Raw genomic sequence first — 14,207 nt, 5'->3', positions numbered from 1 at the left:
TCGGGGCGATGCGGCTGCGGAGGAGATCGACCATGGCCGGGCTTTATCTGGAAGAGTTCGTCGTCGGCCACGTCTTCCGGCACACGCTGCGGAAAACCGTCACCGAAAGCGACAACATGCTGTTTTCGGTAATGACGCTGAACCCGCAGCCGCTGCACATCGATTTCGACTTCGCCGCCAAGAGCGAATGGGGCAAGCCGCTGGTCAATTCGCTGTTCACGCTGGGCCTGATGATCGGTATTTCGGTGAACGACATCACCGTCGGCACCACCGTCGCCAATCTCGGCATGAAGGAGACGGTGTTTCCGCATCCGGTCTTCCACGGCGACACCATCCGCGTCGAGACGACGGTGGTGTCGGTGCGCGACTCCAGGTCGAAGCCGGACCGCGGCATCGTCGAATTCGAGCACCGCGCCTACAACCAGGACGACGTGCTCGTCGCCAAATGCACGAGGCAGGCGATGATGATGAAGAAGGCCTGATCGATGCGCTCGCTGCTGTTCGTTCCCGGCGATTCGGAAAAGAAGCTGGAAAAGGCGATTGGCGCCGACGCCGACGTGGTCATCGTCGATCTCGAGGATTCGGTCGCGCCACAAAACAAAACGTTGGCCCGCGATATCGCCGCACGCTTCATCACCGAACACGGGCATCAAACCAGTTCCGCAATCTATGTCCGCATCAACGATCTCTCGACCGGCCTGGCGGATGACGATCTGGCGGCACTCGTGCCAGTGAAACCCGACGGCATCATGCTGCCGAAGTCGAACAGCGGACAGGATGTCCAGCAGCTCTCGGCCAAGCTCAGGGTGCACGAGGCCGAAAGCGGGGTGCCGGACGGTGCGATAAAAATCCTGCCGATCATCACCGAAACAGCTGCCGGCGTGCTGGCGGCTGCGAGCTACGCCAAGGCAAGTGCGCGGCTTGTCGGCGTGACCTGGGGTGCGGAAGATCTCTCGGCAGCAATCGGTGCGCGCACGGCCCGCGACGAGAATGGCCGCTACACCGATGTGTTCCGCTTCGCCCGCACCATGACCATCCTCGCCGCCGGTGCCGCGGAAGTCGCGGCGATCGACACGGTTTTCCCAGATTTTCGCGACGTGACCGGCTTCGCGGCGGAATGCGCCGAGGCCGAGCGCGACGGCTTCACCGGCAAGATGGCGATCCATCCGGCGCAGGTGCCTGTCATCAACGCCGCCTTCACGCCGTCGACCGAGGCGGTGAAACACTCCCTGGCGATCGTCCAGGCATTCGAGGCGGCTGGAAATCCCGGCGTCGTCGGCATCGGCGGCAAGATGTACGACCGGCCGCATCTCAAGCTGGCAGAGCGGCTTCTGGCACGCGCCAGGGCGGCAGGGATTTCGGCCTAATATTTTCCCAGCCTAGTCTTTTCCCCAATGAGGCCGGCGCAGCGAGAAGATCTCGCTGACGCTGGCATAATCCATATAGCCGAGACGGCCGACATTGCCCGCCCTGACGATATCGAAGATGCCGTCTTTCAGGAAGGCATCGTCGATATGCACACCGACGACTTCGCCGGCAACGACGACGGCGCGGGTCGGTGTCCCGTCCAGCGCCTTTGGCCGCAGGATCTCCGTCACCCGGCATTCAAGCGCCGCGGGCGCTGCCGCGACGCGGGGCGGCGCAACCAGCCGCGACGGCGCCATGGCGAGATCGGCATAGTCGAATTCGGTGACGCCGCGCGGCGCATCGACTGCGGTGCGGACCATTTTTTCAGCGAGATCGCGGCTGACGAGATTGGCGACGAACTCGCCCGTTTCTTCGGCGAAGGTGGCGCTGTCCTTCTCGCCTTCGGACGAAAACCAGACGATGAAGGGCCGCGTCGAAAAAGCATTGAAGAACGAATAGGGGGCGAGGTTGACCTCGCCGGCCTTGTTCACCGTCGAGATCCAGCCGATCGGCCGTGGCGCCACGATCGCCTTGGACGGATCATGCGGCAGCCCATGCCCCTTTGCCGGCTCGTAGAACATTCAGCCCACCCATGGCCCTGCATAATCGGCATAGAGTTTTGCCGGATCCGGCCGCGGCCGCTCCGGCGCCGGCCCTTGATAGGTGCCGATATGGATGAAGCCGACCACCCGCTCATGCGGCGCCAGCCCCAGGATCGCCCTGCCCTCCGGCACGTCGGAATACCAGTTGCTGATCATGTTGGTGCCATAGCCCAGCGCATTGGCTGATAGCATCAGGTTCATCGCCGCCATGCCGCCGGACAGGAACATCTCCCATTGCGGGATTTTTGGGTTTTCCTTCGGGCTCGACACCACGCCGATCACCAGCGGCGCGCGCGAAAAACGCGCCAGTTCCTGGTTATGGCGGCCTTCCGGCAGCGGCCCTTCGCGCTGTGCGGCAAGGGCTGCCAGCTTCTTGCCGATCTCGACGCGCGCCTCGCCCCGGTAGAGGATAAAGCGCCAGGGCTCGAGCCGGCCGTGGTCCGGCACCCGCGAGGCGGCGGCAATCATCGTCGCGATGTCAGCGTCGCTGGGCGCCGGTTCCTTCAACTCCGGGATGGGCGCGGAATTTCGGGTCAGCAGAAAATCGATGATCGGCGACGCCATGGGCGCAACTCTCCTTGGAATTTAAGCTGAAGCGCACCGTCGGGGCATCGGGCGGCTCGGGCATCGGCGCGGCGCGCCGCACAAAGAGCCCTCTAGCAGGATCTGATCGGACTCTTAAGCCTTGAAATTGCCACCGCCTTGGGCTTCAAGGCAAGCCATGTTTGAGGGGACATTGCGACTTTTCCCGATCTGGCTCGCTGCCGCACTGTTGATGGTGCCGGTTTCGCTTGCCGTCGCGCAGGATGCGGACGGCCTCGGTGATCTGAAACTTCCCGGAATGTCGAACTATGCGCCTCCGAAAAGCGATGCACCGCTGGCAGCGGGGAGCAGCGGGGCGATCACGCTGTCGGCGCAATTGACCGACAAGGGCGCCGACATCACGCGCGGCATCGTCTGGCGCGTCTTCAGGCCTGACCCCACCGGCGACGGCAAGCTGCCGATGGTCGCTTCCGCCCATGGCGGCAGCGCGGTGTTCCAGCTCGAGCCCGGCAGCTATCTGGTCCACGCCTCTTACGGCCGGGCCGGCGCCACAAAGCGCATCACCGTCGGCAAAGACGCCAAGCGCGAAAGCCTCGTGCTCGATGCCGGCGGACTCAAGCTCGACGCCGTGCTGTCGGGCGGGGTGCGCATACCGCCGAAGAAACTGCGCTTTTCGATCTATGAAGGCCAGGCCGAAGCCAATCACGATCGCGCCCTGATCATACCCGACGTCGAGCCGAACAGCGTCGTGCGGCTGAACGCGGGCGTCTATCATGTCGTCTCGACCTATGGCTCGGTGAATGCGGTCATCCGCTCCGACATCCGCGTCGAGGCCGGCAAGCTGACCGAAGCGGCCGTCGAGCATCGTGCGGCGGAGATGACCATGAAGCTGGTGCGCGAGCCGGGCGGAGAGGCGATCGCCGACACCTCCTGGTCGTTGCTCAACGAATCCGGCGACCCCATCCAGGAAACCGTCGGCGCCTTTGCTTCGATGGTGCTTGCCGAGGGCGACTACACCATCATCGCCAAGAACCGCGACCGCATCTACCAGAAAGATTTTACGGTCGTGGCGGGGCAGAACCAGGAAATCCAGGTTTTGGCCACGGAGGCCTCGGCGATCGATCCTCAGGAAGGCGCGGACTAGACGTCCCGACCCTGTGCGGGAACCGGTCCAGCAGCGTATGATTTGCCGATCAAGCCGCGTTGCGCAGGCGTCGCGGCGGAAACTGGCCGCGGCCGCGCGGTTCGGCCGGAGCCAGATCGAAGACAGCCTGGTAAAGCCGCTCGAGCAAAGCCTTGCGGTCGCGCACCTGCTCCAGTTCGTCCCATCCCAGCACGATGCGCACGTCGATCGATTTGCCGGACAGCCGCGCGAATTCGTGGATGAGCAGCGAAATGCGCAGCGTCAGCGAAGCCCTGCCGACGAACTTCGCCACGCACCCGTCACGCTCGGCCAGGTTCATGGGTCCGCTGACCAGGTGGAACAGCCGCCCGTTCTGGCCGAAAAAGTGCATTGGGACAACCGACGCCTTGGCATCCCTAATGAGACGGGCCGGAAACATCTTCCACGGCAGGTCACGCGCCCTGCCAAAACCTTTCGGCGCGGTGGCGACGCCGCCCGCGGGGAAGACGACGATGATGACGCCGTCGTTCAGCAGCCGCACCGCCTCATGGCGCACCGCCATGTTGTTCCTGAGCGCGTCCTTGGTCTCGGAAAAGTCGATCGGCAGCGAATAGGGCTCCATCTCGCGGATCTTGAGCAGATCCTTGTGGATCATGACACGGAACGGGCGCTGAAGCTGCTCGGCCAGCGACAGCACCGCAATGCCGTCGCCGATGCCGAACGGGTGGTTGGCGACGATCACCAGCGGCGTGTCGGGCAATTTTTCCGGCGGCCATTGGCCGGTGGTCCGCACCCTGACATCGATCAGCTCCAGCATGCGGCTGAACACGCGCTCGCCGGTCGGCACCACATGGCGGCGCCAAAAGTCATAGAGCGCCGCGAAGCGATCGCGGCCGGACAGGCCTTCGATGGAGTGGATGAACCAGCGCGTCAATGCCGGCTGATGCGGGCTGGCATAGGAAAGCTCGGGAAACGGTCTTTCGCGCATCTTCAGCTTGAGCATGAGGCTCGTTACAAGGCCGGCGTGACAACCGTGTGAAATGGCGGGCATGTGAATGGCGTGCATGTGAATGGCGGTGGATCGCTCCACCGCCATTTCATCGACAATCCGGCTGAACTCAGGCCGCTCGTTTGCGCTTGCGGTCGGGCGTCACCGCCTCTTCGGCAAGCATTGCCACTGCCTGGCCAAGGCCAAGCGACTCCTGGTCGCGCGAGCCGAGCCGGCGGATGTTGACCGTCTCTTCCTCCGCCTCGCGCTTGCCGCAGACGAGGATGACCGGAACCTTGGCCAGGCTGTGCTCGCGGACCTTGTAGTTGATCTTCTCGTTGCGAAGATCGGCTTCCACCAACAGTCCGGCCGCCTTCAGCTGCGCGACGACCTTTTGCGCGTAATCGTCGGCATCGGAGGTGATCGTTGCAACCATCACTTGCAGCGGCGCGAACCACAGCGGGAAATGGCCGGAATAGTTCTCGATCAGGATGCCGAGGAAGCGCTCCATCGAACCGCAGATGGCGCGATGCACCATCACCGGCTGCTTTTTTTCCGAATCCGAGCCGATGTAGAAGGCGCCGAACCGTTCCGGCAGGTTGAAATCGACCTGCGTGGTCCCGCATTGCCAATCGCGGCCGATGGCGTCCTTCAGCACATATTCGAACTTCGGCCCGTAGAACGTGCCCTCGCCCGGATTGACGCCGGTCTTGATCCGGTTGCCCGACCGCGCCGCGATCTTGTCGAGCACGTCCTGCAGCACGCCCTCGGCATGATCCCACATCGCGTCTGTGCCGACCCGTTTTTCGGGGCGGGTCGCCAGCTTGACAGTGATTTCGTCGAAGCCGAAATCGGCATAGGTCGACAGGATCAGGTCGTTGATCTTGATGCACTCGTCGGCGAGTTGTTCCTCGGTGCAGAAGATGTGGGCATCGTCCTGGGTAAAGCCGCGCACGCGCATCAGCCCATGCAGCGCGCCGGACGGCTCATAGCGATGCACATTGCCGAATTCCGCAAGTTTTACCGGCAGATCGCGGTAGGACTTCAGCCCGTGCTTGAAGATCTGGACGTGGCCGGGGCAGTTCATCGGCTTCAGTGCAAACATCCGATCGTCGTCGGTGTCGTCGCCGGCAACCGTCACCTTGAACATATTGTCCCGGTACCAGCCCCAGTGACCTGACGTCTCCCACAGGCTCTTGTCGAGCACTTGCGGCGCGTTGACTTCCTGATAACCCTGCTCGTCGAGGCGGCGGCGCATGTAGTTGACCAGGTTCTGGAACAGCCTCCAGCCCTTGGCATGCCAAAAGACGACGCCCGGCCCCTCCTCCTGGAAATGGAACAGGTCCATCTCGCGGCCAAGCTTCCTGTGGTCGCGCTTTTCGGCTTCCTCCAGCATGGTCTGATAGGCATCGAGCTGCGCCTGATCGGCCCAGGCCGTGCCATAGATGCGGGTCAGCATCGGGTTGTTCGAATCGCCGCGCCAATAGGCGCCGGCCACCTTCATCAGCTTGAAGGCGCTGCCGATCTGTCCGGTCGAGACCATATGCGGGCCGCGGCAGAGGTCGAACCAATCGCCTTGCGCATAGATCTTGAGGTCCTGATCTTCGGGAATGGCGTCGATCAGTTCCAGCTTGTAGCGCTCGCCCTTGTCGGCAAAGATCTTTTTCGCCTTCTCACGCGACCACACCTCTTTGGTGAACGGCTTGTTGCGCGCGATGATCTCGCGCATCTTCTTCTCGATCACCGGGAAATCGTCGGGAGTGAACGGCTCGCTGCGGGCAAAATCATAGTAGAACCCGTTCTCGATCACCGGGCCGATGGTCACCTGCGTACCCGGCCACAATTCCTGCACGGCTTCGGCCAGCACGTGCGCTGCGTCGTGGCGGATGAGCTCCAGCGCGCGCGGGTCTTCGCGGCTGATGATCTCGACCTTGCCGGACTTGCCGAGCGGGTCGGAAAGATCGCGCACCACGCCATCGATCGAGTAGGCGACCGCCTTCCTGGCCAGCGACTTCGAGATCGATTCCGCCAGGCCGGCGCCGGTCATCGCCGCTTCGTAGTCGCGGACGGAGCCATCGGGAAATGTCAGGGAAACGGAATTCAGCATACAATTCTCCTATCCAGTCCCGCAAACGAGCGCGGGTGGTGAAATGCATGTCGCCCAAAAGTGTGCAGCGGTTTTTGGCCGACGACATGCATAAAGTAAAAAGCCGGATGCGTCCGGCGGCAGTCTTTTATGGGCAGATTTTCGTGCCGTAAAGGCGAATGGCCGATCACTTGCTTTTGTTGATGAGATTCGGCAGCTCTTTCAGGAATATCGTCCGCGTCTGAGGACCCTTCGGCGTATCGGAACGTTTCGTATCGATTACCAGGCGGGCAAAGACGATGCTGCGCGCATCCTTGTTCGCCCAGCCGACAAACCAGCCGAGCGAGCGCTTGTCGGCGCTTTCGCCAAGCCTGGTGGTCCCGGTCTTGCCCTGCACCGTCCAGCCACCTGATCGGAAGGTCGGCAAGATCGCCCTGGTCATCGCGTGGGCTTTGGCCGAAACCGGCAGTTCGCCGGCCAGCAGCCGGCGCATGAAATTCACCTGTTCGACCGGCGATATCTCAAAGGAAGAATTCACCCAGGACCGGGTGAGGCCATCATTCCTGCCGGCAATGCCGGCAACATCGGTATTGCCGTAGTCGAATTTCGAGACGTAGCCGGCAAACCGCTCGCTGCCGAGCCGGCGGGTGATTTCCTGCGAAAACCACAGCACCGAGTCTTTTTCCCAGATCGTCGGGTCGACGGTTTTCTGGTCCCTCTTGACCGCCTTGAACTCGGGCTTGTAGTCCCAGGCTGGCGTGTGCTCGTCGCTCAGGATTCCCGAATCATAGCCGATCAGGGCCAGTGGGACCTTGAAAGTCGAGGCGGGACTGAAGCGCTGGTCGCAGACCCCCTCCCGATACAGCGTTTCACCGCTTGCAGCATCCAGGATCAGCGTGCATTCGACCTCCTCCAGCGGCGCCGATTGAGCGCCGATCGGAAAACCAAAAAGCCATCCCAGCAGGTAGAGAACCAAGGCGAAAACGAATGGACGGCGGTCGATCTGGCGCATTTGGAATCTCTCCTGAGGGCTGGCAGGAGCGGCTTAGCGAGGCGTCTTGTCTCGATTTTGTCTTAAATCGGCAACGTGCGGTTAACCCTAGCAAATCGTAAAGATCCTGCTCTGTTTGCAGAGCTTACGCCCCACCGGCATCGGTTTCCGGATCACTGCGCTTTTTTCCGATCCGCCAGTACCGCCAGGGCATGAACCAGACATAGCGCTCGGTCAGCACCTCCGGCACCCGGTCGATGCCATGCGTTCCGCCCGGCCCACAGCGCAGCACGCGGAACAAACCCATCCAGCCGCCGGCCCATAGCCCATGGCGGGCAATCGCTTCGTGCGCGTATTCGGAGCAGGTCGGCAAATGCCGGCAGGAATTGCCGACAAAGCCGGACAGCGTCAGCTGATAAAAACGCACGAGCGAGGTGCCCAAAATTCGGCCGGGCGTCTTGCGCCAGGGACCTGGCCAGTTGCGCGTGTATCGCGGCCTCTGATGCGTGTGATCCGTGGCCATTTGACGGCTACGCCGCCTGTTCGGCGCGCTTCTTCTCGATCTGGCCGATCGCGTCGACCACCGCATCGAAGGTCAGCATGGTCGAGGCATGGCGCGCCTTGTAGTCGCGCACCGGCTCGAGATATCTGAGGTCGGCGAAGCGGCCTTGCGGCGGCGCGCCGTTTTCCTTCAGCATCTTCAGCATGGTCTCGCGAAGGCTGCGCAATTCATCCGCGCTGGCGCCGACGACATGCTGCGCCATGATCGAGGACGACGCCTGGCCAAGCGCGCAGGCTTTGACGTCATGGGCGAAATCGGTGACGACGCCGTCATCCATCTTCAGATCGACGGTCACGGTCGAGCCGCACAGCTTGGAATGCGCGCGCGCGGTTGCATCGGGATGGTCGAGCCGGCCGATCCGCGCGATATTCCCGGCAAATCCCAGAATTTTCGCATTGTAGACGTCGTCGATCATATTTTTCCAATCCGTCGCCGCCAAGCGAACAGCGATTGCCGCTGACGGTCTTCCTTTCGCTCGCAACGATCATATATAATGCTGGTACTCGGGTATGGACAAGGCAACCAACGACCGCGTCCCTGCTCAAATCACTTCACGCCGCTTACGGGCTGGAAACAGGGCACGTTTCTAACACCCGAAAGGTCGTGGTCCGTTCAACTCGTTCCTCCTGAGAGGGGAACTACGGGAGACGCCTTTATGGATGCCGTCATCAAGAAATTCATGCCCTCGTCCGCCTATATGGAAAAGCCGGTCACCGATCGGCCGACCGAAGCCGAAGCCGAGGCCGCTGTTCGCACGCTGTTGCGCTGGACCGGCGACAATCCGGACCGGGAGGGCCTGGTCGATACGCCAAAGCGTGTGGTGAAGGCCTATCGCGAAATGTTCGGCGGCTACGACAAGTGTCCGGCCGAAGAGCTCGGCCGCACCTTCGAGGAAGTCGCCGGCTATGACGACCTTGTCCTCGTCAAGGATATAACGTTCCATTCGCATTGCGAGCACCACATGGTGCCGATCATCGGCAAGGCGCATGTCGGCTATCTGCCGGACGGCAAGGTCGTCGGCCTGTCGAAGATCGCCCGCGTCGTCGATATCTTTGCCCAGCGCCTGCAGACCCAGGAAGCGATGACCGCACAGATTGCCGGCGTCATCCAGGATGTGCTCAATCCGCGCGGCGTCGCCGTCATGCTCGAAGCCGAGCATATGTGCATGGCGATGCGCGGCATCCGCAAGGAAGGCTCGACGACGCTGACCTCGACCTTCACCGGCGTCTTCAAGGACACGCCCGAGGAACAGGTCCGTTTCGTCACCATGGTGCGCGGCGGCAGGGGCTGAACGAGCCTCGCCGGCCGCCAGCCGTGGTCGCGAGAAATGAGAACCGGTTCTCGGATCAGATCATGGCCAAACAACAAGACAGAGCCTCGCCCATTCCGATCCTTTCGGACTGGGCGAGGCTCTGAACAAGGACCGGCGATGTCGGCAGTGGAATTTCCGAAAGCTCCATCAGACAAGAAAACACTGGAAGAAAGCACGGTCTTTTCGCCGCGCTTCGATGCCGGCGGCCTGGTCACCGTCGTCGTCACCGATGCCGAAGACGGCATGCTGCTGATGGTCGCGCATATGAACGCCGAAGCGCTGGCGCTGACGCTGGAAACCGGCATCGCCCACTACTGGTCGCGCTCGCGCAGCGCTCTGTGGAAGAAGGGCGAAACCTCCGGGAATGTCCAGAAAATCGTCGAGATGCTCACGGATTGTGACCAGGACGCAATATGGCTGCGCGTCAAAGTGATGGGCCACGACGCAACCTGCCACACCGGCCGGCGTTCCTGCTTTTATCGGACGGTGGGACTGATCGACGGCAAGGGGACGCTTGCCAACGATGGCAGCAAGCCGCTGTTCGATACGCAAGAAACGTATCGAAAGCCTCATGAACCATCTATTTGAACCATTCGCCGAACTGCAATGACGTATATTCATGATTTCGATACGGCCCGCCGATACGCTAGCCGCGGGACAAGGGAGATTGTGATGCTCGAATGGGCGTCATTGCATAACAGACCAGACGTTCGGGAGGCCAATGGCCTGTCATCGTCCGCCGGTGCATCCGAAAAGAGCCCCGCCAGGAAAACAGGCATTTCGCTGGCGCTGGGCGGCGGCTGCGCGCGTGGCTGGGCCCATATCGGCGTGCTGCGCGCGCTCGACGAAGCCGGCATCGAAGTGTCGATGATCGCCGGCACTTCCATCGGCGCGCTGGTCGGCGGCTGTTACCTTGCCGGCAAGCTGGATGAGCTGGAAGAATTCGCCAGAAGCCTGACCAAGCGGCGCATTTTTGGTCTTCTCGATCTCAACCTGCGCGGCAGCGGACTGTTCGGCGGCATGAAGCTCGATGCACGGCTGCGCGAGCACATGGCCGGCATCCGTTTCGAGGAGCTGCCAAAACCTTTCGTCTGCGTCACCACGGAGATCCGCACCGGCCATGAAATCTGGCTGTCGGGCGGCTCGCTGATCACCGCCATGCGCGCCTCCTACGCCCTGCCCGGCGTATTCGAACCGGTCAGCTGCAACGGTCGCGTGCTGGTCGACGGGGCGCTGGTCAATCCGGTCCCGGTCTCGGTCTGCCGCGCCTACGAGCAGCCGCTCGTGGTCGCGGTGAACCTTCACTACGATCTGTTCGGCCGCGCCGCCGTCATCAAGCACAGCGCCGGCGAACTGGTCGTCGAGAAGGACGCGCCAAGGCCCGGCCTGATCGACACAGGGCACCAGTACCAGACACGGCTCGGCATCACCGGCGTTATGGTCGAAGCCTTCAACATCATCCAGGATCGCATTTCGCGGGCGCGTCTTGCCGGCGACCCGCCTGACCTGTCGCTGCAGCCAAAACTCAGCCATATCGGCCTGACCGAATTCCATCGCGCCGACGAGGCGATCCGCATCGGCTATCAGGTGACGATGGCGCAGATCGACGAGTTGGCCCGGCTGCAGGCGGTTCTGGCTTAAACGCGATCCGCTCGGCAGAATCGGGAAGCGATTCTCAGGCGCGCGCGGCATCGACGATGCGGAACTGCACCGTGCGGTTGCCGTTCCAGTGATTGCCCGACAGCGAACCGGCGACATGCACCGGCTTGCCCCTGTTCTTGAACAGGAATTCGCCGAGCGCCGTATCGACGGCGCGAAACGCGATCGCCTGGATGCGGCCGCCGCTTTCCGACTGCAACTCGGCGCGGATGTGATTGGTGCCGACCGGCCTCGCCTCGGCAAGGCGATGGCGCGGCAGCGCGAAGACCGGTGCGACATGCCCGGCGCCGAACGGGCCGGCTTTCTCCAGTGCATCGAGCAGGCCAAGCGTTGCGCCTTCGGCGGCCAGCGCACCGTCGATCGCCAGGCTTTCCTCGCCTTGCAGCCGGAACACCTCGGCCGCCGCTCGTTCCTCGAAGAAGGCCCTGAGCGCGCCAAGTTTCGCCCGCTCCACCGTGATGCCGGCCGCCATGCCATGGCCGCCGCCCTTGACGATCAGCCCGGCAATGGCCGCTTCGCGCACCAGCCGGCCAAGATCGAAGCCCGACACCGAACGGCCCGACCCGGTGCCGACGCCATTGGCGTTGAAGGCGATGGCGAAAGCCGGTCGGCGCGCATGGTCCTTGAGCCGCGAGGCCAGCAGGCCGACGATGCCGGGATGCCAGTTGGGGCTGGCGGTGACGACGATGGCTGGCCCGTTGCCGCCGGCAAGCTCGGCATCGGCCTCGACCCGTGCCGCGGCCAGCATTTCCAGTTCCATCTGCTGCCGCTCCTGATTGAGTCGGTCCAGCGTCTCGGCGATGGTGCGGGCCTCGACGGGATCGTCGGTGGCGAGCAGGCGGCTGCCGAGTGCTGCGTCGCCGATGCGCCCACCGGCATTGATGCGCGGGCCGATCAGATAGGCCAGATGAAAGGTGCTGACCGGCTCGCCGATGCGCGAGACCCGCGCCAATGCCGCCAATCCTTCGTTCCTCTGCTGGCGTGCGATCTGCAGTCCCTTGACCACGAAGGCGCGGTTGACGCCGGTCAGCGGCACCACGTCGCAAACGGTGGCCAGGGCAACGAGGTCGAGCAAGCCGAGCAGGTCCGGCGGTGCGGCATCCGGCAACCGGCCGCGCAGGATCTTCGCCGTTTGCACCAGCGCCAGGAAGACGACGCCGGCGGCACAAAGATGGCCCTGCCCCGAAAGGTCGTCCTCGCGATTGGGATTGACGACCGCAACCGCTGCCGGCAGCGGACCGCCGAGCTGGTGGTGGTCGAGCACCACCACATCGGCGCCGGCAGCGTTCGCCGCGTCGACGGATACGGCGCTGTTGGTGCCGCAATCGACGGTGACGATCAGCGTCGCGCCGCGCGAGACGAGTTCGCGCATCGCTTCCGGATTGGGGCCGTACCCTTCGAAGATACGGTCCGGTATGTAGATCTCCGCAGGCACCGAGAAATGCGTGAGGAACCGCTTGAGCAGCGCCGACGAGGCCGCGCCGTCGACATCGTAGTCGCCGAAGATCGCCACCTTTTCCCTGGCAATGATTGCCCCGGCGATGCGGGCGGCGGCCTTGTCCATGTCGGTCAGCGACGCCGGGTCGGGCAAAAGATCGCGGATGGTCGGATCAAGGAACCGCTCGGTATGCTCGGCGGTCACGCCGCGCCCGGCAAGCACGCGCGCAACGATGTCCGGCACGCCATAGCCTTGCGCTATGGCAAGCGCGGTCATGTCCTGCCGCTCGGTCAACCGGTGTTCCCAGGAAACACCTGATGCCGACTGCCTGACATCGAGGAAGATACGGTTTTCGCCCGTCATGCGACGCGCCGTCTGCGGATTGTCATTGCTCACAATATGCGACGGCCAGCCGAGTCGGGTATCAAAACTTTTCCAGATCCTGGTGCCTCGCCTTGATCTCGCGCACGGTGCGCGACGAAGAGCGCAGCACGATCGTATGCGTGGTGATAAAATTGCGGCCGAACTTGACACCGGCCAGCATGTTGCCGTCGGTCACGCCGGTTGCTGCAAACAGCACGTCGCCGCGCGCCATGTCTTGCGCGCGGTAGACCCGGTTCGGATCGAGGATGCCCATCTTCGCCGCGCGTGCCAGCTTTTGCGGCGTGTCGAGGATCAGCCTCCCCTGCATCTGGCCGCCGATGCAGCGCAACGCTGCCGCCGCCAGCACACCCTCCGGCGCGCCGCCGGTGCCGAGATAGATGTCGATGCCGGTTTCGTCCGGATCGGTGGTGTGGATGACGCCGGCGACGTCACCATCGCCGATCAGCCGGATCGCAGCGCCCGTGGCGCGCACCGCCTCGATCAGCGCGCCATGGCGCGGCCGGTCGAGGATGCAGGCGGTGATCTCCGACACCGCCACGCCCTTGGCCCTGGCCAGGCTGGCGATGTTTTCGGCCGGCGCGGCATCGATGTCGATAACGCCATCCGCATAACCCGGGCCAATGGCGATCTTGTCCATATAGACGTCGGGCGCGAACAGCAGGCTGCCCTTTTCCGCAATGGCGATGACCGCCAGCGCATTGGGCAGGTTCTTGGCGCAGATCGTCGTACCTTCGAGCGGATCGAGCGCAATATCGACCGCCGGGCCTTTGCCGGAACCGACCTCTTCGCCGATATAGAGCATCGGCGCCTCGTCGCGCTCGCCTTCGCCGATCACCACCGTGCCGTTGATGGCGAGGCGGTTGAGCTCTTCGCGCATCGCGTCGACCGCGACCTGGTCGGCGGCCTTTTCGTCGCCGCGTCCGCGCAATCTGGCTGCCGCAACGGCGGCGCGTTCGGTCACACGCACCAGTTCCATGGTGAGTATCCGGTCAAGGCCGGCGACGATGTTCTGGGCAACGTTCATCGGTGGACAATCCTCGTTGGCACATGCCTCCCGCCAGAGGCGCGCCGGTTGTGTCAAAGCTCCATGACAACAGCAAGACCTCAGCGGG

The 14,207-nt window shown here is 63.2% G+C and carries 15 protein-coding genes; 6 read left to right on the top strand and 9 right to left on the bottom strand.

All coding sequences use genetic code 11. The features are described from left to right. Window positions 1-32: 32 nt before the first annotated feature. A complete protein-coding gene (locus M727_RS0134280) occupies window positions 33-482 on the top strand; it encodes a MaoC family dehydratase (protein WP_027156271.1) in 450 nt (149 codons plus the stop codon). Between the two features lie 3 nt (window positions 483-485). After that, on the top strand, window positions 486-1,367 hold the full coding sequence (locus M727_RS0134275; RefSeq protein ID WP_027156270.1) for a CoA ester lyase: 882 nt from the start codon (window positions 486-488) through the stop codon (window positions 1,365-1,367). A 12-nt stretch (window positions 1,368-1,379) separates the two neighbouring features. Here M727_RS0134275 and M727_RS0134270 read toward each other — a convergent pair whose 3' ends face one another. After that, window positions 1,380-1,988: a flavin reductase family protein gene (locus tag M727_RS0134270; RefSeq protein WP_027156269.1), complete on the bottom strand. Its 609-nt coding sequence runs from the start codon at window positions 1,986-1,988 to the stop codon at window positions 1,380-1,382. Then, complete coding sequence (locus M727_RS0134265; RefSeq protein WP_027156268.1) at window positions 1,989-2,573, bottom strand: nitroreductase; 585 nt, start codon at window positions 2,571-2,573, stop codon at window positions 1,989-1,991. Window positions 2,574-2,730: 157 nt separating this feature from the next. Between M727_RS0134265 and M727_RS0134260 the strand changes: the two genes are divergently transcribed. Continuing rightward, window positions 2,731-3,696 carry a hypothetical protein gene (locus M727_RS0134260; RefSeq protein WP_027156267.1) on the top strand — a complete coding sequence of 322 codons (966 nt, stop codon included), beginning with the start codon at window positions 2,731-2,733 and terminating at the stop codon, window positions 3,694-3,696. A gap of 49 nt (window positions 3,697-3,745) precedes the next feature. On the opposite strand, the gene M727_RS0134255 is transcribed toward M727_RS0134260, so the two are convergent. The 5 genes from M727_RS0134255 to M727_RS0134235 all read right to left on the bottom strand — a co-directional run bounded on the left by M727_RS0134255 (window position 3,746) and on the right by M727_RS0134235 (window position 8,717). Then, entirely contained in the window at window positions 3,746-4,678 is a 933-nt protein-coding gene (locus M727_RS0134255; protein ID WP_027156266.1) for a lysophospholipid acyltransferase family protein, read from the bottom strand. A 115-nt stretch (window positions 4,679-4,793) separates the two neighbouring features. Next, window positions 4,794-6,770: a threonine--tRNA ligase gene (thrS, locus tag M727_RS0134250; RefSeq protein WP_027156265.1), complete on the bottom strand. Its 1,977-nt coding sequence runs from the start codon at window positions 6,768-6,770 to the stop codon at window positions 4,794-4,796. Window positions 6,771-6,936: 166 nt separating this feature from the next. Continuing rightward, window positions 6,937-7,761 (bottom strand): class D beta-lactamase, encoded by an 825-nt coding sequence (gene blaOXA / locus M727_RS0134245; RefSeq protein ID WP_027156264.1) that lies wholly within the window; start codon window positions 7,759-7,761, stop codon window positions 6,937-6,939. Window positions 7,762-7,885: 124 nt separating this feature from the next. Next, on the bottom strand, window positions 7,886-8,263 hold the full coding sequence (gene yidD / locus M727_RS0134240) for a membrane protein insertion efficiency factor YidD (protein ID WP_027156263.1): 378 nt from the start codon (window positions 8,261-8,263) through the stop codon (window positions 7,886-7,888). 7 nt (window positions 8,264-8,270) lie between these two features. Continuing rightward, a complete protein-coding gene (locus M727_RS0134235) occupies window positions 8,271-8,717 on the bottom strand; it encodes an iron-sulfur cluster assembly scaffold protein (RefSeq protein WP_027156262.1) in 447 nt (148 codons plus the stop codon). A gap of 240 nt (window positions 8,718-8,957) precedes the next feature. On the opposite strand from M727_RS0134235, the gene folE reads away from it, so the two are divergent. From folE to M727_RS0134220, 3 genes are all read left to right on the top strand, one after another. Then, window positions 8,958-9,593 carry a GTP cyclohydrolase I FolE gene (gene folE / locus M727_RS0134230; RefSeq protein WP_027156261.1) on the top strand — a complete coding sequence of 212 codons (636 nt, stop codon included), beginning with the start codon at window positions 8,958-8,960 and terminating at the stop codon, window positions 9,591-9,593. A gap of 138 nt (window positions 9,594-9,731) precedes the next feature. Then, on the top strand, window positions 9,732-10,202 hold the full coding sequence (gene hisI, locus M727_RS0134225) for a phosphoribosyl-AMP cyclohydrolase (RefSeq protein ID WP_027156260.1): 471 nt from the start codon (window positions 9,732-9,734) through the stop codon (window positions 10,200-10,202). 84 nt (window positions 10,203-10,286) lie between these two features. Beyond that, the gene (locus M727_RS0134220; protein WP_027156259.1) at window positions 10,287-11,255 is read left to right on the top strand and encodes a patatin family protein; all 969 of its coding nucleotides are present in this window, start codon (window positions 10,287-10,289) and stop codon (window positions 11,253-11,255) included. 34 nt (window positions 11,256-11,289) lie between these two features. On the opposite strand, the gene recJ is transcribed toward M727_RS0134220, so the two are convergent. After that, window positions 11,290-13,074: a single-stranded-DNA-specific exonuclease RecJ gene (gene recJ, locus M727_RS0134215; protein WP_027156258.1), complete on the bottom strand. Its 1,785-nt coding sequence runs from the start codon at window positions 13,072-13,074 to the stop codon at window positions 11,290-11,292. Between the two features lie 61 nt (window positions 13,075-13,135). Continuing rightward, a complete protein-coding gene (gene glpX, locus M727_RS0134210) occupies window positions 13,136-14,119 on the bottom strand; it encodes a class II fructose-bisphosphatase (RefSeq protein WP_027156257.1) in 984 nt (327 codons plus the stop codon). Window positions 14,120-14,207: the final 88 nt, after the last annotated feature.

The sequence above is a fragment of the Mesorhizobium sp. WSM2561 genome, assembly GCF_000513915.1.
In the GTDB taxonomy this organism is placed as follows: Bacteria; Pseudomonadota; Alphaproteobacteria; order Rhizobiales; family Rhizobiaceae; genus Mesorhizobium; species Mesorhizobium muleiense.
Note: the sequence above shows the minus strand (reverse complement) of the source record. Positions and strands in the feature narration are given on the sequence as shown.

Bases quoted from the DNA above. Each gene is read 5' to 3' on its own strand.
- recJ (WP_027156258.1), bottom strand. From the start codon at position 13,074: ATGACGGGCGAAAACCGTATCTTCCTCGATGTCAGGCAGTCGGCATCA.
- blaOXA (WP_027156264.1), bottom strand. From the start codon at position 7,761: ATGCGCCAGATCGACCGCCGTCCATTCGTTTTCGCCTTGGTTCTCTAC.
- glpX (WP_027156257.1), bottom strand. From the start codon at position 14,119: ATGAACGTTGCCCAGAACATCGTCGCCGGCCTTGACCGGATACTCACC.
- M727_RS0134260 (WP_027156267.1), top strand. From the start codon at position 2,731: ATGTTTGAGGGGACATTGCGACTTTTCCCGATCTGGCTCGCTGCCGCA.
- thrS (WP_027156265.1), bottom strand. From the start codon at position 6,770: ATGCTGAATTCCGTTTCCCTGACATTTCCCGATGGCTCCGTCCGCGAC.
- M727_RS0134270 (WP_027156269.1), bottom strand. From the start codon at position 1,988: ATGTTCTACGAGCCGGCAAAGGGGCATGGGCTGCCGCATGATCCGTCC.
- M727_RS0134220 (WP_027156259.1), top strand. From the start codon at position 10,287: ATGCTCGAATGGGCGTCATTGCATAACAGACCAGACGTTCGGGAGGCC.
- hisI (WP_027156260.1), top strand. From the start codon at position 9,732: ATGTCGGCAGTGGAATTTCCGAAAGCTCCATCAGACAAGAAAACACTG.
- M727_RS0134265 (WP_027156268.1), bottom strand. From the start codon at position 2,573: ATGGCGTCGCCGATCATCGATTTTCTGCTGACCCGAAATTCCGCGCCC.
- yidD (WP_027156263.1), bottom strand. From the start codon at position 8,263: ATGGCCACGGATCACACGCATCAGAGGCCGCGATACACGCGCAACTGG.
- M727_RS0134275 (WP_027156270.1), top strand. From the start codon at position 486: ATGCGCTCGCTGCTGTTCGTTCCCGGCGATTCGGAAAAGAAGCTGGAA.
- M727_RS0134280 (WP_027156271.1), top strand. From the start codon at position 33: ATGGCCGGGCTTTATCTGGAAGAGTTCGTCGTCGGCCACGTCTTCCGG.
- M727_RS0134255 (WP_027156266.1), bottom strand. From the start codon at position 4,678: ATGCTCAAGCTGAAGATGCGCGAAAGACCGTTTCCCGAGCTTTCCTAT.
- M727_RS0134235 (WP_027156262.1), bottom strand. From the start codon at position 8,717: ATGATCGACGACGTCTACAATGCGAAAATTCTGGGATTTGCCGGGAAT.
- folE (WP_027156261.1), top strand. From the start codon at position 8,958: ATGGATGCCGTCATCAAGAAATTCATGCCCTCGTCCGCCTATATGGAA.